The sequence below is a fragment of the Pseudomonas sp. 1L-C-7-B-C1 genome, assembly GCF_057291635.1.
The window spans coordinates 439649-458312 of the sequence record NZ_JBXAWH010000001.1 but is presented as its reverse complement, the minus strand read 5'-3'; the positions used below and the strand labels follow the sequence as shown (position 1 = coordinate 458312).

Annotated in this window: 19 protein-coding genes; 15 read left to right on the top strand and 4 right to left on the bottom strand. The window is 59.7% G+C overall.

Features of this window, described 5'->3' with window-relative positions:
* A complete protein-coding gene (hisC, locus tag AC0Z8Z_RS02050) occupies positions 1-1059 on the top strand; it encodes a histidinol-phosphate transaminase (protein WP_485617629.1) in 1059 nt (352 codons plus the stop codon).
* 26 nt (positions 1060-1085) lie between these two features.
* Here the strand turns inward: hisC and algW are convergent, their stop codons facing one another.
* On the bottom strand, positions 1086-2252 hold the full coding sequence (gene algW / locus AC0Z8Z_RS02045; protein ID WP_122535914.1) for a Do family serine endopeptidase AlgW: 1167 nt from the start codon (positions 2250-2252) through the stop codon (positions 1086-1088).
* Between the two features lie 98 nt (positions 2253-2350).
* On the opposite strand from algW, the gene AC0Z8Z_RS02040 reads away from it, so the two are divergent.
* From AC0Z8Z_RS02040 to cysN, 3 genes are all read left to right on the top strand, one after another.
* Positions 2351-3109: a Nif3-like dinuclear metal center hexameric protein gene (locus AC0Z8Z_RS02040; RefSeq protein WP_122535915.1), complete on the top strand. Its 759-nt coding sequence runs from the start codon at positions 2351-2353 to the stop codon at positions 3107-3109.
* A 147-nt stretch (positions 3110-3256) separates the two neighbouring features.
* A complete protein-coding gene (gene cysD, locus AC0Z8Z_RS02035) occupies positions 3257-4174 on the top strand; it encodes a sulfate adenylyltransferase subunit CysD (protein WP_122535916.1) in 918 nt (305 codons plus the stop codon).
* Positions 4175-4298: 124 nt separating this feature from the next.
* Positions 4299-6197, top strand: a complete 1899-nt coding sequence (gene cysN, locus AC0Z8Z_RS02030; protein ID WP_485617627.1) for a sulfate adenylyltransferase subunit CysN — start codon at positions 4299-4301, stop codon at positions 6195-6197.
* A 140-nt stretch (positions 6198-6337) separates the two neighbouring features.
* On the opposite strand, the gene AC0Z8Z_RS02025 is transcribed toward cysN, so the two are convergent.
* Positions 6338-6775 carry a Z-ring associated ZapG family protein gene (locus tag AC0Z8Z_RS02025; RefSeq protein ID WP_122535918.1) on the bottom strand — a complete coding sequence of 146 codons (438 nt, stop codon included), beginning with the start codon at positions 6773-6775 and terminating at the stop codon, positions 6338-6340.
* Positions 6776-6920: 145 nt separating this feature from the next.
* On the opposite strand from AC0Z8Z_RS02025, the gene AC0Z8Z_RS02020 reads away from it, so the two are divergent.
* The 3 genes from AC0Z8Z_RS02020 to zapE all read left to right on the top strand — a co-directional run bounded on the left by AC0Z8Z_RS02020 (position 6921) and on the right by zapE (position 10084).
* Positions 6921-7550: an alpha/beta hydrolase gene (locus AC0Z8Z_RS02020; protein WP_485617625.1), complete on the top strand. Its 630-nt coding sequence runs from the start codon at positions 6921-6923 to the stop codon at positions 7548-7550.
* Positions 7551-7578: 28 nt separating this feature from the next.
* Complete coding sequence (locus AC0Z8Z_RS02015) at positions 7579-8928, top strand: tryptophan--tRNA ligase (protein WP_485617623.1); 1350 nt, start codon at positions 7579-7581, stop codon at positions 8926-8928.
* Between the two features lie 61 nt (positions 8929-8989).
* The gene (zapE, locus tag AC0Z8Z_RS02010; RefSeq protein ID WP_122535921.1) at positions 8990-10084 is read left to right on the top strand and encodes a cell division protein ZapE; all 1095 of its coding nucleotides are present in this window, start codon (positions 8990-8992) and stop codon (positions 10082-10084) included.
* A 77-nt stretch (positions 10085-10161) separates the two neighbouring features.
* Here zapE and AC0Z8Z_RS02005 read toward each other — a convergent pair whose 3' ends face one another.
* Positions 10162-11082: a GlxA family transcriptional regulator gene (locus tag AC0Z8Z_RS02005; RefSeq protein WP_172612965.1), complete on the bottom strand. Its 921-nt coding sequence runs from the start codon at positions 11080-11082 to the stop codon at positions 10162-10164.
* Between the two features lie 220 nt (positions 11083-11302).
* Between AC0Z8Z_RS02005 and AC0Z8Z_RS02000 the strand changes: the two genes are divergently transcribed.
* Positions 11303-12439 (top strand): acyl-CoA dehydrogenase family protein, encoded by a 1137-nt coding sequence (locus AC0Z8Z_RS02000; RefSeq protein ID WP_485617621.1) that lies wholly within the window; start codon positions 11303-11305, stop codon positions 12437-12439.
* 77 nt (positions 12440-12516) lie between these two features.
* Here the strand turns inward: AC0Z8Z_RS02000 and AC0Z8Z_RS01995 are convergent, their stop codons facing one another.
* Positions 12517-13554: an NADP(H)-dependent aldo-keto reductase gene (locus tag AC0Z8Z_RS01995; RefSeq protein WP_485617619.1), complete on the bottom strand. Its 1038-nt coding sequence runs from the start codon at positions 13552-13554 to the stop codon at positions 12517-12519.
* Between the two features lie 240 nt (positions 13555-13794).
* On the opposite strand from AC0Z8Z_RS01995, the gene rplM reads away from it, so the two are divergent.
* From rplM to AC0Z8Z_RS01960, 7 genes are all read left to right on the top strand, one after another.
* Positions 13795-14223 (top strand): 50S ribosomal protein L13, encoded by a 429-nt coding sequence (rplM, locus tag AC0Z8Z_RS01990; RefSeq protein WP_019693576.1) that lies wholly within the window; start codon positions 13795-13797, stop codon positions 14221-14223.
* 14 nt (positions 14224-14237) lie between these two features.
* Positions 14238-14630 (top strand): 30S ribosomal protein S9, encoded by a 393-nt coding sequence (gene rpsI, locus AC0Z8Z_RS01985; RefSeq protein ID WP_065992123.1) that lies wholly within the window; start codon positions 14238-14240, stop codon positions 14628-14630.
* Between the two features lie 124 nt (positions 14631-14754).
* Entirely contained in the window at positions 14755-15348 is a 594-nt protein-coding gene (gene petA, locus AC0Z8Z_RS01980) for a ubiquinol-cytochrome c reductase iron-sulfur subunit (protein WP_485617824.1), read from the top strand.
* Entirely contained in the window at positions 15348-16559 is a 1212-nt protein-coding gene (locus AC0Z8Z_RS01975) for a cytochrome b (protein WP_485617616.1), read from the top strand. Before petA ends, AC0Z8Z_RS01975 begins: the two co-directional genes overlap by 1 nt.
* Entirely contained in the window at positions 16559-17326 is a 768-nt protein-coding gene (locus tag AC0Z8Z_RS01970) for a cytochrome c1 (RefSeq protein WP_485617615.1), read from the top strand. The genes AC0Z8Z_RS01975 and AC0Z8Z_RS01970 overlap by 1 nt, the downstream gene beginning before the upstream one ends.
* Positions 17327-17551: 225 nt before the next feature.
* Complete coding sequence (locus AC0Z8Z_RS01965) at positions 17552-18169, top strand: glutathione S-transferase N-terminal domain-containing protein (RefSeq protein ID WP_037014722.1); 618 nt, start codon at positions 17552-17554, stop codon at positions 18167-18169.
* An 18-nt stretch (positions 18170-18187) separates the two neighbouring features.
* Positions 18188-18601 carry a ClpXP protease specificity-enhancing factor gene (locus AC0Z8Z_RS01960; protein WP_122535926.1) on the top strand — a complete coding sequence of 138 codons (414 nt, stop codon included), beginning with the start codon at positions 18188-18190 and terminating at the stop codon, positions 18599-18601.
* The last annotated feature ends 63 nt before the right edge of the window (positions 18602-18664 follow it).

The window sequence follows — 18664 nt, the reverse complement described above, 5'->3', positions numbered from 1 at the left end:
ATGAGCAAATTCTGGAGTCCCTTCGTCAACGACCTGGTGCCGTATGTGCCGGGCGAGCAGCCCAAGCTGACCAAGCTGGTGAAGCTCAACACCAATGAAAACCCCTATGGCCCGTCGCCCAGGGCGATCGATGCCATGCGTGCTGCAATCAGCGATGAACTGCGTCTATACCCCGACCCCAACAGCGATCTGCTGAAGCAGGCGGTGGCGCGTTATTACGGCGTCGACGCCAGTCGCGTGTTCCTCGGCAACGGTTCGGACGAAGTACTGGCCCACGCCTATAACGCGTTTTTCCGGCAGGATAAGCCGCTGCTTTTTCCGGACATCAGCTATAGCTTCTATCCGGTGTACTGCGGCCTGTATGGCGTCGATTACCAAGCCGTGCCGCTGGACGAGCAGTTTCAGATTCGCGTCGAAGATTATGCGCGCCCTAATGGCGGCATCATTTTCCCGAACCCCAACGCACCCACGGGCTGCCTGTTGGCCCTCGATGCCGTTGAGCAAATCCTCAAGAACAGCCCGGACTCAGTGGTGATCGTCGACGAGGCGTATATCGACTTCGGCGGCGAAACCGCGATCAGTCTGGTGGATCGCTACCCGAACCTGCTGGTCACTCAAACGCTGTCCAAATCGCGCTCCCTCGCAGGGCTGCGGGTGGGCCTTGCGGTGGGGCATCCGGACCTGATCGAAGCGCTGGAACGGGTCAAGAACAGCTTCAACTCCTATCCCTTGGACCGAATGGCGATTGTCGGCGCGGCCGCAGCGTTCGATGACCGCGAGTATTTCGAGAGCACCTGCCAGCGCGTCATCGCCAGCCGTGAAGCGCTGGTCGAGCAGTTGGAGAGCAAGGGCTTTGAAGTGCTGCCCTCGGCGGCGAACTTCATTTTCGCCCGTCACCCTCAGCATGACGCTGCCAGTCTGGCGGCGAAGGTGCGCGAGCAGGGCGTGATCGTGCGCCACTTCAAGCAGGCGCGCATCGCGCAGTTCCTGCGCATCACCATCGGTACGCCTGAACAGAACCAGGCGCTGGTGGATGCGTTGGGTGACGTGTCGAACTGAGTTGACGGTTGCCTAACGGCAACCGATCAATTCTCCGCCGCAGGCGCCGTTGTCTGCGGTGGGCGCACACCCACCTCGGCGTTCAGTTTCAATTCCTTGCCGTTGCGCATGACCTCAATGGCGATCTTGTCAGTCGGCTTGGTGCGGGCCACCTGATTCATTGAACGACGGCCATCACCTGCCGGTTCGCCGTTGATGCTCAAGATCACATCACCCAGTTGCAAGCCTGCCTTCTGCGCCGGGCCGTCGCGGAAGATCCCGGCGACCACGATGCCCGGACGATCCTTAAGCCCGAACGATTCAGACAGCTCCTCGGTTAGCGGCTGTACCTCGATGCCCAACCAGCCGCGAATCACCTGACCGTGCTCGATGATCGACTTCATCACCTCCAGGGCCAACTTGGTCGGGATCGCAAAACCGATGCCTTGGGAGCCGCCGGACTTGGAAAAGATCGCCGTGTTGATCCCCGTCAGGTTGCCGTTGGCGTCCACCAGCGCGCCGCCCGAGTTACCGGGATTGATCGCCGCGTCGGTCTGAATGAAGTCTTCGTAGGTGTTGAGGCCCAGTTGGTTGCGTCCGGTGGCACTGATGATGCCCATGGTCACGGTCTGGCCAACGCCGAACGGGTTACCGATGGCCAATGCAACGTCGCCGATGCGGATGGCATCAGAACGGCCGAGGGTAATGGAGGGCAGGTTCTTCAGATCAATCTTCAGGACCGCAAGATCGGTCTCGGGGTCGCTGCCGACGACTTTGGCAATCGTCTCGCGGCCATCCTTGAGCGCCACGACAATCTGGTCCGCACCAGAGGTCACGTGGTTGTTGGTCAGCAGGTAGCCTTCCGGGCTCATGATCACGGCCGATCCCAGGCTCGACTGCATGCGCTTTTGTTTAGGCAGGTTGTCGCCGAAGAAACGACGGAACTGCGGGTCGTCGAACAGCGGATGGTTGGGTTTATTGTTGTTATTGACCATCTTGGTCGTGTACAGATTGGCCACGGCGGGGGCGGCGCTGCTGACGGCGTCCGCGTACGACACCGGGCCTTGTTGCACGAAGGTCTGCTGCGGCGCTTGTTGCAGGTTCACGTCCTGGCTTGGAAGCCCGACCCACTCTGGGTAGCGCTGGATAATCAATAAAGCGATAAGCACACCAGCGAGCAAGGGCCAGCCGAGAAAACGCAGCGCTTTAAACATTGAGCGGAGTCCTGAAGGTAGAAGCGCCTAGCTGCGCCATAATGGCCGGCATTATACGAGGACCGACACGGTCTGGATTGCATATTTAGGAGACTTTTATGGCGGTTGCCTTGAGCACCCTGGTTGAAGAAGCGGACCGTTATCTCGGGAGCGCGCGGATTCAGGATTATTGCCCCAACGGCCTGCAGGTCGAGGGTCGGCCGCAGGTCAGCCGAATCGTCTCCGGCGTCACCGCCAGTCAGGCGCTGCTGGACGCGGCGGTGGAGGCCAATGCCGATCTGGTGCTGGTTCATCACGGCTATTTCTGGAAGGGCGAGAATCCCTGCATCACCGGCATGAAGCAGCGTCGGCTGAAGACGCTGCTCAAGCACGACATCAGCCTGCTGTCCTATCACTTGCCCCTCGACCTTCATGCCGACGTGGGCAATAACGTTCAATTGGCCCAGCAGTTGGAGATCACCGTTGAAGGGCCGCTGGACCCGGACAATCCGCGCATCGTCGGGTTGGTCGGCTCACTCAGCGAGGCCATGACACCCCGGGATTTCGCCCGTCGTGTGCAGAGTGCGTTGGGGCGCGAGCCGCTGCTGATCGAGGGCGATGGCATGATTCGACGGGTCGGCTGGTGCACCGGTGGCGGGCAGGGCTACATCGATCAAGCCGTGCTGGCCGGCGTGGACCTGTATTTGAGCGGCGAGGCGTCCGAGCAGACCTTTCACAGCGCGCGGGAAAACGGTATCAGCTTCATCGCCGCCGGCCATCACGCCACCGAGCGGTATGGTGTGCAGGCCCTGGGCGATTATCTGGCGCGGCGCTTTGCCCTGGAGCATCTGTTCATCGACTGTCCGAACCCGATTTAGCGAGTTCGGAGGTCCAAAGCCTGAGCTATATGGTTAGATCGTTTCGATCTATCCTCGCCGCTGAATAGAATCAGGGCCCATGATAAAGTGCCTCGCTCGATAGAGCCCGCAGGCTCTCCATACATGTACGTTATCCCGTGAGTAACCATGGTCGACAAACTGACGCATCTGAAACAGCTGGAGGCGGAAAGCATCCACATCATCCGCGAGGTCGCTGCCGAGTTTGATAACCCGGTGATGCTGTACTCCGTCGGTAAAGACTCTGCCGTGATGCTGCATCTGGCGCGCAAGGCCTTCTTTCCGGGCAAGCTGCCGTTCCCGGTGATGCACGTCGACACCCGCTGGAAATTCCAGGAGATGTACCGCTTCCGCGACAAGATGGTCGAGGAGATGGGCCTGGACCTGATTGTGCACGTGAACCCGGAAGGTGTCGCGCAGGGTATCAACCCGCTGACCCACGGCAGCTCGAAGCACACCGATATCATGAAAACCCAGGGCCTCAAACAGGCCCTCGACAAGCACGGCTTCGATGCCGCGTTCGGCGGCGCCCGTCGTGACGAAGAGAAATCCCGCGCCAAAGAGCGCGTGTATTCCTTCCGTGACACCAAGCACCGCTGGGACCCGAAAAACCAGCGTCCCGAGCTGTGGAATGTTTATAACGGCAACGTCAACAAAGGCGAGTCGATCCGCGTGTTCCCGCTCTCCAACTGGACCGAGCTGGACATCTGGCAGTACATCTACCTGGAAGGCATTCCGATCGTCCCGCTGTATTTCGCCGCCGAACGCGAAGTCATCGAGATGAACGGCACCTGGATCATGATCGACGACGACCGCCTGCGTAATCACCTGTCCGACGAGGACAAGAAGCGCATCGTCAAGAAAAAGGTCCGCTTCCGCACACTGGGCGACTACCCGTTGACGGGCGCTGTCGAGTCCGAGGCCACCAGCCTCACCGACATCATTCAGGAAATGCTCCTGACGCGAACTTCCGAGCGCCAGGGCCGGGTCATCGACCACGATGGCGCCGGCTCGATGGAAGAGAAGAAGCGCCAAGGCTACTTCTAGCGGCAAGCAGCAAGTTGGAAGCTTCAAGCCGAAAAGCTGAAGCTCACTTGAACCGGAAGAATTTTGACTAGCTGTATGCCGACAAGCTTGCCGCTTGAAGCTTACAGCTTGGAGCTTGAACCCAATGAGCCATCAATCTGAATTGATCAGCGAGGACATCCTCGCCTATCTGGGCCAGCATGAACGCAAGGAAATGCTGCGTTTCCTGACCTGTGGCAACGTCGACGACGGCAAGAGCACGTTGATCGGGCGTCTGCTGCACGATTCCAAGATGATCTATGAAGATCATCTGGAAGCCATCACCCGTGATTCGAAAAAATCCGGCACCACGGGCGATGAAGTCGATCTGGCGCTGCTGGTCGACGGCCTGCAGGCCGAGCGCGAGCAGGGCATCACCATCGATGTCGCGTACCGTTACTTCTCCACCGCCAAGCGCAAATTCATCATCGCCGACACCCCCGGCCATGAGCAGTACACCCGCAACATGGCCACCGGTGCGTCCACCTGTGACCTGGCGATCATTCTGGTCGACGCCCGCTACGGCGTGCAGACCCAGACCAAGCGCCACAGCTACATCGCCTCGTTGCTGGGCATCAAGCACATCGTGGTCGCCATCAACAAGATGGACCTCAACGGCTTCGACGAGAAAATCTTCGAGCAGATCAAGGCTGATTACCTGGCGTTCGCCGACCGCATTGCGCTGAAGCCGACCACCATGGAATTCGTGCCGATGTCAGCCCTCAAGGGCGACAATGTGGTCAACCGCAGCGAGCGTTCGCCGTGGTACACCGGCAAGTCGCTGATGGAGATTCTCGAAACCGTCGAGATCGCCAACGACCGCAATTTCACCGACCTGCGTTTCCCGGTGCAGTACGTCAACCGTCCCAACCTGAACTTCCGCGGTTTCGCCGGCACCCTGGCGAGCGGCATCGTGCACAAGGGCGATGAAGTGGTTGTGCTGCCGTCCGGCAAGAGCAGCCGCGTGAAATCCATCGTCACCTTCGAAGGTGAGTTGGAGCATGCGGGCCCGGGCCAGGCCGTGACGCTGACCATGGAAGACGAGATCGACATCTCCCGTGGCGACCTGTTGGTGCATGCGGACAACGTCCCGCAGGTGGCCGACGCCTTCGACGCCATGCTGGTGTGGATGGCCGAAGAGCCGATGCTGCCGGGCAAGAAATACGACATCAAACGCGCCACGTCCTACGTACCGGGTTCGATTGCCAGCATCACCCATCGTGTTGATGTGAACACGCTGGAAGAAGGCCCTGCCAGTTCGCTGCAGCTGAATGAAATCGGTCGCGTGAAGATCGCACTGGACGCGCCAATCGCTCTTGACGGCTACGACAGCAACCGCACGACGGGCGCGTTCATCGTCATCGACCGTTTGACCAACGGCACCGTGGCGGCCGGCATGATCATCGCCAAACCGGTGGCGGCGGGTGGCGGGAGTCATCACGGCGCGCCGGCCCATGTGTCCGCAGAAGAGCGCGCTCAGCGCTTCGGCCAGAAGCCGGCGACCGTGCTGTTCAGCGGGCTGTCGGGTGCAGGCAAGAGCACGCTGGCGTATGCCGTGGAGCGCAAGCTTTTCGACATGGGCCGTGGGGTGTTCGTCCTTGATGGCCAGAATCTGCGTCACGACGTCAACAAGGGCTTGCCGCAAGATCGCGCCGGTCGCACCGAGAACTGGCGTCGTGCCGCCCACGTTGCGCGTCAGTTCAACGAAGCGGGCCTGCTGACCCTCGCGGCGTTCGTCGCGCCGGACGCGGGCGGTCGGCAGAATGCCAAGGCGCTGATCGGCGATGATCGATTGATCACCGTGTACGTTCAGGCGTCGCCACAGGTCTGTCGCGAGCGTGACCCGCAAGGGCTCTATGCCGCCGACAAGGACAACATCCCGGGTGAATCCTTCCCGTATGACGTCCCGCTGGACGCCGATCTGGTCATCGACACGCAGTCGCTGAATGTCGAAGAAAGCGTCAAGCAAGTGCTGGATCTGCTGCGGACCCGTGGCGTGATCTAAACACCGCTTGCCCAACAAGAAGCCCGCCAGCGATGGCGGGTTTTTTGTTTCCGGCCCATTGCGGATCACGGCCAACCACTCGCCACAAAAAAGCCCGCCCCTGATCACCTCAGGGGCGGGCTTTCTGTGAAACGTGTTGGCTATTTCTTCAAACCGTAATGCTCATCCAGCATGCCCGGGGAATCAGCGGACTTGGGCGCGTAGTCCTTCGGCGGTTCAGCGGCGGTGCGTGGTGGCGTCAGGCGGTCGCGGTGTGGATGGAGCGCGTCAGGGTGCAGCGCGGCGAGCAGTCGTTGACGGGTGATGTCGTCGGTGGCCAGACGGTTGGCGCCTTCGGCCAGATGCTCCTGAACATCGTGGTAGCTTTGCGACAGCTTCTGCACCAGATTGGCCGTGCTGTTGAAGTGGGTGATCACCTCGTTCTGATACGTATCGAAACGCTCCTGAACGTCATCCAGCTGGCGCTGAGTCCCGTTAGGCACGGCATTGGGCAGCGCGCGCGCCACGAAGAAACCGATGATCACACCAACCACCAGGGCGATGGTCGGCAGCAACCAAACTAAGAGCGAGTAATCCACGAGTCCTTCCTCTATAAACGGCTTTGCTTTACGTTAACGGCTCGAACCTGCGCTGTATAGCGGCGACGCGTCGCCAGCCTGCCAGCCACAGACAATCAGCTAGACGAGTCGACCCAATTGAAGGTCACGGAGTTCATTCTTGCTCATGCGTGAGACCCCTGTATTCATCGACGGCCCGGTGGGCCAACTCGAAGCGTTGTACCTCGATCTGGACGAGGCCAAAGGCATCGCGCTGATATGCCATCCTAACCCGGTTCAGGGCGGCACCATGCTCAATAAAGTGATTTCGACACTGCAGCGCACCGCGCGCGATGCCGGCCTGATCACCCTGCGCTTCAACTATCGGGGCGTTGGCGCCAGCGCCGGCAGCTCGGACATGGGCGAGGGCGAGGTCGACGACGCACAGGCGGCGGCGAAATGGCTGCGGGATAAACATCCCGACCTGCCCATGACCTTGTTCGGTTTTTCCTTCGGTGGCTTCGTGGCGGCTACCCTGGGCGGGCGTCTTGAGGCTGAAGGCGAAACCCTGAAGCATTTGTTCATGGTTGCGCCTGCCGTGATGCGCATCACCAGCGTCGACGCATTGCCGCAGAAGGGCGCTTTGACGATCATTCAGCCCGACACCGACGAAGTCGTTGAGCCACAACTCGTATACGACTGGTCTGACAAACTCCCGCGACCCCATGAGCTGCTGAAAGTGGCAGAATGCGGGCACTTTTTTCACGGCAAGCTGACCGATCTCAAGGATCTGATTCTGCCGCGCCTTTCGAATTGATCGCAGCACCCAAAATAAGCGACTCGCCATGACCACTCGTATCCTCACCGGTATCACCACCACCGGCACACCGCACCTTGGCAACTACGCCGGTGCCATCCGCCCGGCCATCGTTGCCAGCCGCCAAAGCGATGCCGACTCGTTCTACTTCCTGGCTGACTACCACGCGCTGATCAAATGCGATGACCCGCTGCGCATTCAGCGCTCGCGTCTGGAAATCGCCGCGACCTGGCTCGCGGCAGGGCTGGACGTCGAGCGCGTCACGTTCTATCGCCAGTCCGACATTCCGGAAATCCCCGAGCTGACCTGGCTGTTGACCTGCGTGGCCGGCAAGGGCCTCCTCAACCGCGCCCACGCCTACAAGGCCTCGGTGGACAAGAATGTAGAGGCCGGTGAAGACCCGGACGCCGGCATCACCATGGGCCTGTTCAGCTACCCGGTGCTGATGGCCGCCGACATCCTGATGTTCAACGCCCATCAAGTGCCGGTCGGCCGTGATCAGATCCAGCACGTCGAAATGGCGCGCGACATCGGTCAGCGCTTCAATCACCTGTTCGGCAACGGCAAAGAGTTCTTCGTGATGCCGGAAGCGCTGATCGAGGAGAGCGTCGCGACCCTGCCTGGCCTGGACGGCCGCAAGATGTCGAAGAGCTACGACAACACCGTGCCGCTTTTCACCAGCGCCAAAGACATGAAGGAAGCAATTTCCCGCATCGTCACTGACTCGCGCCTTCCGGGCGAAGCCAAGGATCCGGACACTTCGCATTTGTTCACGCTGTACCAGGCATTCTCCAGCAAAGAGCAAGGCGACGAGTTCCGCGCCGACCTGTTGCAGGGATTGGGTTGGGGCGATGCCAAGCAACGCCTGTTCCAGTTGCTGGACGCGGAGCTGGGCGAGGCACGGGAGAATTACCATCGTCTGATCGAGCGGCCCACTGATCTGGAAGACATCCTGCAGGCAGGCGCCGAGAAGGCCCGTCGTGTGGCCACGCCGTTTCTCGGCGAGCTGCGCGAAGCGGTAGGCCTGCGTTCATTCCGCACCGCCGCGCAAACCGTCACGACGGCCAAGAAGAAGGCCAGCAAGGGCGCGCGCTTCGTCAGCTTCCGTGAAGACGACGGCAGCTTCCGCTTCCGCCTGCTGGCGGCCGACGGCGAGCAACTGCTGCTGTCGCGCCATTTCGCAGACGGCAAAGCGGCCGGCGCGGTGACCAAAGCGTTGCAGCAGGGCGGTGAGCTGGACATTCGGCCCGAAGGCGATGCCTTCACCCTGTGGATGAATGATGCCTGTGTCGCCGACAGCCCGGCGTTCGCCGATGCCACTGCTCGTGACGCCGCGATCGAGAGCCTGAAGCTGGCGCTCGCGCCACAACAGGATTAATTGCCATTCCAATGGGCCATCGCTACAGTGACGGCCCGTTTTTGCTCCCTTGCAAGCGACTATGACCCCTCTAGAACGATACCAAGCTGACCTTAAGCGTCCGGACTTTTTCCACGACGCCGCGCAAGAGAATGCGGTGCGCCATCTGCAGCGTCTGTACGACGATCTGGTCGCCGCCCATGACCGCAAGCCGGGATTGCTGGGCAAGCTGTTCGGCAAGAAAGAAGTCCCGATTGTGAAGGGGCTGTATTTCTGGGGTGGTGTCGGCCGGGGCAAGACCTACCTGGTCGACACCTTCTTCGAAGCGCTGCCGTTTGAAGACAAGACGCGCACCCACTTCCACCGCTTCATGAAGCGTGTGCACGAGGAGATGAAAAACCTCAAGGGCGAGAAGAACCCGCTGACCCTGATCGCCAAGCAGTTTTCCGAAGAAGCGCGGGTGATCTGTTTCGACGAATTTTTCGTGTCGGACATTACCGACGCGATGATCCTCGGCACACTGATGGAAGAGCTGTTCAAGAACGGTGTGACCCTGGTCGCGACCTCGAACATCGTTCCCGACGGTCTCTACAAGGACGGTTTGCAGCGTGCGCGTTTCCTGCCGGCGATCGCGCTGATCAAGCAGAACACCGAGATCGTCAACGTCGACAGCGGTGTCGATTATCGCCTGCGCCATCTGGAGCAAGCCGAGCTGTTCCACTTCCCGCTGAACGAGGCGGCGGAGGAGAGTCTGCGCAAGAGCTTCCGTGCGCTGACCCCTGAATGCACCAAGGCCATCGAGAACGATGTGCTGATCATCGAGAATCGGCAGATCAAGGCGATCCGTACCTGCGACGACGTCGCGTGGTTCGACTTCCGCGAGCTGTGCGACGGGCCGCGTAGCCAGAACGACTACATCGAACTGGGCAAGATCTTCCATGCGGTGCTGCTCAGCGGCGTCGAGCAGATGAGCGTGACCACCGACGACATCGCGCGTCGATTCATCAACATGGTCGACGAGTTCTATGACCGCAACGTCAAGTTGATCATCTCGGCGGAAGTCGAATTGAAAGACTTGTACACCGGCGGCCGCCTGAACTTCGAATTCCAGCGCACGCTCAGCCGATTGCTGGAAATGCAGTCCCACGAATTCCTGTCGCGGGCGCATAAACCCTAGGCGGGAGCTGCAAGCTTCAAGCGGAAAGCTGCAAGAGGAGATCTCGCTCACTTGAAGCTTGCCGCATGAAGCTGCTGTCAGGCCGCCTGCTGAAACTGCTGGCGATACTGGTTGGGCGACAGGTCGGTGTGTTGACGGAACAGTCGCGCGAAGAAGCTGGCATCGTCGTAGCCGACTTCATAGCTGATGGTCTTGATGCTCTTGCGTGAGCCCGACAGCAAGCCCTTCGCGGTTTCGATGCGCAGGCGTTGCAGGTAATGCAGCGGCTTGTCGCCCGTTGCGGTCTGGAAGCGGCGCATGAAGTTGCGGATGCTCATGCCGTGCTCGCGAGCCACATCCTCGAAACGGAATTTGTCGGCGAAATGTTCTTCGAGCCAGTGTTGAATCTGCAGGATGATCACGTCCTGGTGCAGCTTCTGCCCGCCAAAACCAATCCGTCCCGGTGCGTAGCTGCGTTGCACTTCGTAGAGAATGTCGCGGGCGACGGTCTGCGCGACATGGGCGCCGCAGAAGCGCTCGATCAGGTAGATATAAAGATCACACGCTGAAATCGTGCCGCCTGCGCAATACAGGTTATCGGCGTCGGTCAGGTGCTTTTCCTGATTGAGCAGCACGTTCGGAAAACGCTCGGCAAACTCGTTGAAAAACCGCCAGTAGGTGGTCGCTTCCTTGCCGTCGAGCAGCCCCGCATCCCCAAGCCAGAACACGCCGCTGGCCTCGCCGCAGAGCACGGCGCCGCGCGCATGTTGCTCACGCAGCCACGGCAGGATTTGCGGATAGCGTTCGCGCAGGGTGTCGAAATCTTCGACGAAAGCGGGAAGGATGATGATGTCGCTGTGTTCAAGCACGCCGTCTACAGGGATGACGACGTCGCTGAAGCTGCGCACTTCCTTGCCGTCCGGGCTGACCAGTCGGGTTTCGAAGGCCGGCTTGAAGCCCTGTCCCAACTGCTTGCCATAGCGCAGGCTGGCGAGGTGAAAGAAGTCTTTGGCTTGCATGAGCGTGGAGGCAAAAATTCCATCGATCGCAAGAATGCTGACACGCCGCAACGGCGTGATGGGTTGGATAGACATAGTCTTTTGTTCTTATATGGGAAAGTGGTCAAGCAACGGCGTGATCGTCTTATTTTTTGTCGGATGTGTCCAGTGTCGCCGTCAACCGGCTGCGCCTACGCTCTGTTGACGTTTTGTCCGACAATCCTTCGCGTCAGGTGCAGCCATGCTTCCCAGAACACTCTTCAGCTCAGAGCACGAGCTTTTCCGAAACAGCGTGCGCAAGTTCTTCGAACAGCACGCGGCGCCGTTTCATGCCCAGTGGGAGAAGCAGGGCCACATCGACCGCACGCTGTGGAATCGGGCGGGGGAGCAGGGCATGTTGTGTTCGCACTTGCCGGAAGAGTACGGCGGCATGGGCGCGGATTTTCTCTACACCACCGTGGTGATCGAAGAGATCTCCCGGCTCGGCCTGACCGGTATCGGTTTTTCCCTTCATTCGGACATCGTCGCGCCCTACATCCTGCACTACGGCAGCGAGGCGCTGAAGCTCAAATATCTGCCCAAACTGGTCTCCGGGGAGCTGGTCACCGCCATTGCGATGACCGAGCCGGGCGCAGGTTCCGACCTGCAAGGGGTCAAGACCACTGCGGTGCTGGACGGGGATGAGTACGTCATTAATGGCTCGAAGACTTTCATCACCAACGGATTTCTTGCTGATCTGGTGATTGTCGTCGCCAAGACCGATCCCAAGGCGGGCGCGAAGGGCACCAGTCTGTTTGTCGTGGAAGCGGGCACGCCGGGCTTCGCGAAAGGCAAGCGACTGGAGAAGGTCGGTATGAAGGCGCAGGACACGTCGGAATTGTTCTTCCAGGACGTCAGAGTGCCCAGGGAGAATCTGCTCGGTCAGACCGGGATGGGGTTTGCGTATCTGATGCAGGAGCTGCCGCAGGAGCGCCTGACGGTGGCCATCGGCGCCATTGCTTCTGCCGAAGCCGCCTTGCAATGGACACTCGAGTACACGCGGGAACGCAAGGCGTTTGGCAAGGCGATCATCGACTTCCAGAACACCCGTTTCAAACTGGCTGAAATCGCTACCGAAGTTCAGATTGGTCGTACGTTCATTGATCGATGCCTGGAGTTGCATCTGGAAGGAAAGCTGGATGTGCCGACGGCGGCCATGGCGAAATACTGGTCGACCGACCTGCAATGCAAGGTGCTGGACGAATGCGTCCAGCTGCATGGCGGTTACGGCTTCATGTGGGAATACCCGATCGCCCGGGCGTGGGCCGATGCGCGGGTGCAGCGGATCTATGCCGGGACCAATGAAATCATGAAAGAGATCATTGCCCGGTCTCTGTAATCCTGTGCTGAACCCAGAGGGGCCTTGTAAAGACCCTCTGCGGTTCCACAGTCAATCAGCGATCACGCAATCACCGATCAGGGCGCAGGATTCGGCTGATCCTTGTGAATCGCCTCAATGCCCGCCAGCACTTCATCCGACAGCACCAGTTCCGCGCTCGCCAGGTTGCTTTCCAGCTGCTCCAGCGTGGTCGCACCGATGATGTTGCTGGTAACGAAGCTGCGGCTGGTGACGAACGCCAACGCCATTTGCGCCGGATCAAGACCGTGCTCGCGAGCCAGCGCAACGTAGCGCGCGCAGGCTGCTTCCGATTGCGGGTTGAAATAGCGCGTGAAGCGGCTGTACAGGCTCAAACGGCCCTTGGCAGGGCGAGCGCCGTCTGCGTATTTGCCGGACAGCATGCCGAACGCCATGGGCGAATAGGCCAGCAGGCCGCATTGCTCGCGAATCGCCACTTCCGCCAGACCCACTTCGAAGCTGCGGTTGAGCAGGTTGTAGGGGTTCTGAATGGACACGGGGCGCGTCAGGCCATGGGCGTCCGCTTCGGCGAGAAACTTCATGGTGCCCCACGGCGTTTCGTTCGACAGACCCACGTGGCGGATCTTGCCGGCCTTGACCTGCTCGTCCAGCGCTTCGAGCACTTCCAGCAGCGGCGTGAACTGCTCCTCACTGTGGTTGTAACCCAGCTTACCGAAGAAATTGGTGCTGCGCTCAGGCCAGTGCAGTTGATACAGATCGAGGTAATCGGTCTGCAGGCGTTTGAGGCTGGCATCAAGCGCCGCGACGATGTGATCGCGGTTGAATTTCAGCCGACCGTCACGGATGTAGTCGATGCCGTTGCCGGGACCGGCGATTTTGCTGGCGAGAATCCAGTCAGCGCGGTCGCCGCTCTGTTTGAACCAGTTGCCGATGATGGTTTCGGTGCTGGCGTAGGTTTCTTTCTTAGGCGGCACCGGATACATCTCGGCGGTGTCGATGAAATTGATGCCGGCAGCCTTGGCCCGTTCGACCTGCGCGAAGGCCTCGGACTGGCTGTTCTGCTCGCCCCAGGTCATGGTGCCGAGGCAGATTGCGCTGACATTGAGGTCGGTTCTGCCCAGTTGGCGGTAGTCCATTTGGCTCTCCTGTTTAAAAGAGCCATAAAAGCAGGTTGAAATTTTTTTCGCAATCTGCATAATTCCGCTCCTCTTTGTCGCTGGAGTGATGCCCCGCGACAAAAGAAACCGCTGCGATCGAACGCGCTGACCCGAGCCCCCTATAGCGTTCGTGCCCGGCGGCCTTTGACTTGTCAAAGACCGTACTAATGAGTATGCTCCGCCGTCTATTTTTCAGGGCGGCCTTTGAGGCTATAAAGAATGAAAACTTTTACCGCTAAACCGGAAACAGTAAAGCGCGACTGGTTCGTCGTCGACGCTGCTGGTCAGACCCTGGGTCGTCTGGCCACTGAAATCGCGAGCCGTCTGCGTGGCAAGCACAAGCCGGAATACACTCCGCACGTTGACACTGGCGACTACATCGTCGTGATCAATGCCGAGCAGATCCGTGTGACCGGTGCCAAGACCACCGACAAGATCTACTACTCTCACTCCGGTTTCCCGGGCGGGATCAAGTCGATCAACTTTGAAAAGCTGATCGCCAAAGCTCCTGAGCGCGTGATCGAGACCGCGGTCAAAGGCATGCTGCCTAAGAACCCGCTGGGTCGCGACATGTATCGTAAGCTGAAAGTCTATGCGGGCGCTGCACACCCTCATACTGCTCAGCAGCCCCAAGAACTGAAGTTTTAACGGAATAGTTCATTATGTCGGCGACTCAAAATTACGGCACTGGCCGTCGCAAGACCGCAACCGCTCGCGTTTTCCTGCGTCCGGGCACCGGTAACATCTCCATCAACAACCGTTCCCTGGACTCGTTCTTCGGTCGCGAAACTGCCCGCATGGTAGTTCGTCAGCCGCTGGAACTGACTCAGACTGTCGAGAAATTCGACATCTACGTCACTGTCATTGGCGGTGGTGTGAGTGGTCAAGCTGGCGCAATCCGCCACGGTATCACCCGCGCTCTGATGCAGTACGACGAAACCCTGCGCGGCGCTCTGCGCAAAGCAGGCTTCGTCACTCGCGATGCTCGCGAAGTTGAACGTAAGAAAGTCGGTCTGCGTAAAGCGCGTAAGCGTCCGCAGTACTCGAAGCGTTAATTCGCTTCCGTTCAAAAAGAACGCTCAGTTTCTATACGAAGCTGGGCGTTTTTTTATGGCTGTCTTTTATTGATTCCGCAGGCGTTGGCCAAGGAGATCTCGGATGCTGACGGGAGAGGGCGCCATGGGCAATGACGGCGTAAACACGGGCCGGCGTCGCTTCCTTGTGACGGCCACGTCTGTGGTGGGCGCAGCAGGGGCGGTCGGTGCCGCCGTACCGTTCGTGGGCTCATGGTTCCCGAGCGCCAAGGCCAGGGCTGCGGGAGCGCCTGTCAAAGTCAACATCAGCAAGATCGAGCCCGGCCAGCAGATGATCGCCGAGTGGCGAGGTCAGCCGGTGTTGATTGTCCGTCGTACGCCCGAGATTCTTTCCAGTCTGGGCCAGCTCACGGGTCAGCTCTCCGATCCCGAATCAAAGGATTCTACCCAGCCTGGCTACGTCGATCCGGTGGTCCGTTCCATCCGGCCCGAAATCCTGCTGTTGGTCGGCATCTGTACCCATCTCGGCTGCTCGCCCACGTTTCGCCCCGAAGTCGCCCCCGCTGACTTGGGCAAGGACTGGGTCGGTGGATATTTTTGCCCTTGTCATGGCTCCAGGTATGACCTTGCCGGACGCGTGTACAAGGCGCAGCCGGCACCGCTGAATCTGCCAGTGCCGCCGCATTCCTACGAGTCGGACTCAGTTATCGTCATTGGTCTGGATCAGGAGGAGGCGTAATGAGCAGGCTCATGGGCTGGATCAATGCGCGCTTTCCTGCGACCTCAATGTGGGAAAACCACCTGAGCAAGTACTACGTGCCCAGGAACCTCAATTTCTTTTACATTTTCGGTGTTTTGGCACTGCTGGTGCTGGTCAACCAGGTCCTCACGGGCATCTGGCTGACGATGAGTTACACGCCTACGGCCGAGGGGGCCTTCGCCTCGGTCGAGTCCATTATGCGTGACGTTGAATACGGCTCGATCCTGCGGCTGTTGCATTCGACAGGCGCGTCGGCGTTCTTCATCGTCATCTACCTGCACATGTTCCGCGGGCTGCTGTACGGCTCGTATCAGAAGCCGCGGGAGCTGGTCTGGGTTTTTGGCATGCTGATTTATCTGGCGCTGATGGCCGAGGCGTTCACGGGCTACCTGCTGCCGTGGGGGCAAATGTCGTACTGGGGCGCCCAGGTGATCATTTCGCTGTTCGGCGCCATTCCGATCATCGGCAACGACCTTGCGCAGTGGATTCGTGGCGATTACCTGGTCTCCGGGATCACCCTCAATCGCTTCTTCGCGCTGCATGTGGTGGCGCTGCCAATCGTGGTGCTCGGGCTCGTGGTGCTGCATATCCTGGCGCTGCATGAAGTGGGCTCCAACAACCCTGATGGCGTCGACATCAAGAAGTACAAGGATGAGAACGGCAATCCTCTGGATGGCATTCCCTTTCACCCGTACTACACGGTCAAGGATTTGCTTGGCGTCGTAGTGTTTCTGTTTATCTTCTGCTCAGTGGTTTTTTTCTTTCCGAAGATGGGCGGTTACTTCCTCGAGAAAGCCAACTTCGAGCAGGCCAGCGCCTTAAAGACCCCGGAGCACATTGCGCCGGTCTGGTACTTCACGCCGTTCTACGCGATCTTGCGCGCCATCCCGGACAAGCTCCTCGGCGTCATGGCCATGGGTGCAGCCATTGCCGTGCTCTTCGTGCTGCCGTGGCTTGACCGCAGCCCGGTCAAATCGATGCGCTACAAGGGCTGGCTGAGCCGGGTCTGGCTGCTGCTGTTTTGCGTGTCCTTCGTGGCACTTGGGGTGCTGGGCGTATTGCCGCCGAGCCCCGGGCGGGCATTGTTGTCGCAGGCCTGCACCTTCCTGTATTTCGCGTACTTCATCCTGATGCCGTTCTACACGCGAATGGAGCGGACGAAGCCGGTGCCGGACAGGGTGACGAGCTGATGAAGCGGCTGCTCGCTGTCTTGCTCATTGCCCTGTTGCCGGCGTTGTCATTCGCCACTGAGCACGCTGCGGACCTGGAGAGCGTCGACATCGACGTGTCTGACAAGGCCGCTCTGCAGGATGGTGCGCGCACGTTTGTCAATTACTGCATGGGTTGCCACAGCGCCAAGTTCCAACGGTACGAGCGCGTTGCGGACGATCTCGGTATCTCCCACGCGCTGATGCTGGAAAGGCTGGCGCCTGCCGGGGCGAAAATCGGCGATCACATGATCATCGGTATGCAGCCGGCGGACGCGAAAACATGGTTCGGCGCAGCACCGCCCGATCTGACCCTCGTCGCGCGGGTACGCGGGACGGACTGGCTCTATGGCTACCTGCGTTCGTTCTACGAGGGCCCGACGCGGCCCTGGGGCGTGAACAACACCGTCGTCCCTAACGTGGCCATGCCCAATGTGCTGGAAGGGCTTCAGGGGCGTCAGAGGCTCGGCTGCAGGGAGGTTCAGCGGCGCGGGATGGAAGAAGAACATGCAGGCATGCCCCTCACCGACGAAGCCTGCGATCAACTGGTCGCCGTCCCCAACACCGGCACGCTGACCGAAGCGCAGTTCAACGAGAAGATAAAGAATCTCGTCACCTTCCTCGCCTATTCGGCCAACCCGGACAAGCTGCGGCACCAGCGCATCGGCACCTACGTGCTGCTTTACCTCGCCGTGCTGCTCATCCTGGCCTACCTGCTCAAGCGCGAATTCTGGAAAGACATCCATTGAGCAGCCGTCTGATTCGCGAGCCTGCGCCGCTTGCAGCTGCACTGTTTCAGGTAATGAGGGGAGAGCAGGTATAGTGGCGAGCTGAAGATTGCAGAATCTACCTTGAGTAAATGAGCTATCTTGTCGCCCGCGTTGAACACCCGATCATCGTGGACGTCGCCGAAAGCGCCTCGCGGCGCATCCGTATTTCTGCTTTTTGAATATCTACAAGCGAGGAGGACCGCCATGGGCGTGACCAATCGGTTGGCCTGTTACTCCGACCCCGCCGACCACTATTCCCATCGCGTGCGCATTGTGCTCGCCGAGAAAGGTGTCAGCGCCGAGATCATTGAAGTTGTCGAGGGCCGTCATCCGCCCAAATTGATCGAGGTGAATCCGTACGGCAGCGTGCCGACCCTGGTTGATCGTGACCTGGCGTTGTACGAGTCGACGGTGGTAATGGAATACCTGGACGAGCGTTATCCCCATCCGCCGCTGCTCCCGGTCTATCCGGTAGCGCGCGCCAACAGCCGTTTGCTGATCCACAGGATTCAGCGCGACTGGTGCGGTCTGGTGGATCTGATTCTGGACCCGCGCAGCAAAGAAGCCGCACGTGTTCAGGCGCGCAAGGAACTGCGCGAAAGTCTGACCGGCGTGTCGCCGTTGTTCGCGGACAAGCCTTTTTTCCTGAGCGACGAGCAAAGTCTGGTCGACTGCTGTCTATTGCCCATACTCTGGCGCCTGCCGATTCTGGGTATCGAATTGCCGCGGCCCGCCAAGCCGCTGCTTGATTATATGGAGCGCCAATTTGCGCGTGAGGCATTTCAGGCAAGTCTGTCTGGTGTCGAACGCGACATGCGCTAAGGCCTTAGGAGCCGTTTGATGAACTCCAGTCGCCCTTATCTGATCCGCGCGCTGTATGAGTGGATCGTCGATAACGATTGCACACCGCACGTACTCGTCAATGCCGAGTTTCCCGCGGTGCAAGTCCCGCAAGGCTTTGCCAATGACGGGCAGATCGTTCTGAACATTTCACCGAGCGCCGTGCGCCATCTGCACATGGACAACGACGCAGTGAGTTTCGAAGGCCGCTTCGGTGGCGTTCCCCACAGCCTGTACGTGCCGATTGCCGCCATCATGGGCATTTATGCCCGCGAGAACGGCCAGGGCATGGTCTTCGATCTGGAGCCTGCTGTGGACGAAGACGAAGATCTGGACGTCGAAGACGACATGCCGCCACCGAACGACGAGCCGCCACGCCCTACGGGCCGGCCGAGTCTGAAAGTGGTCAAGTAAGTCGCTTCTGCAATAACGAAAAAGGCGATCCCGAGGGGTCGCCTTTTTTGTGCCTGTTGAGTG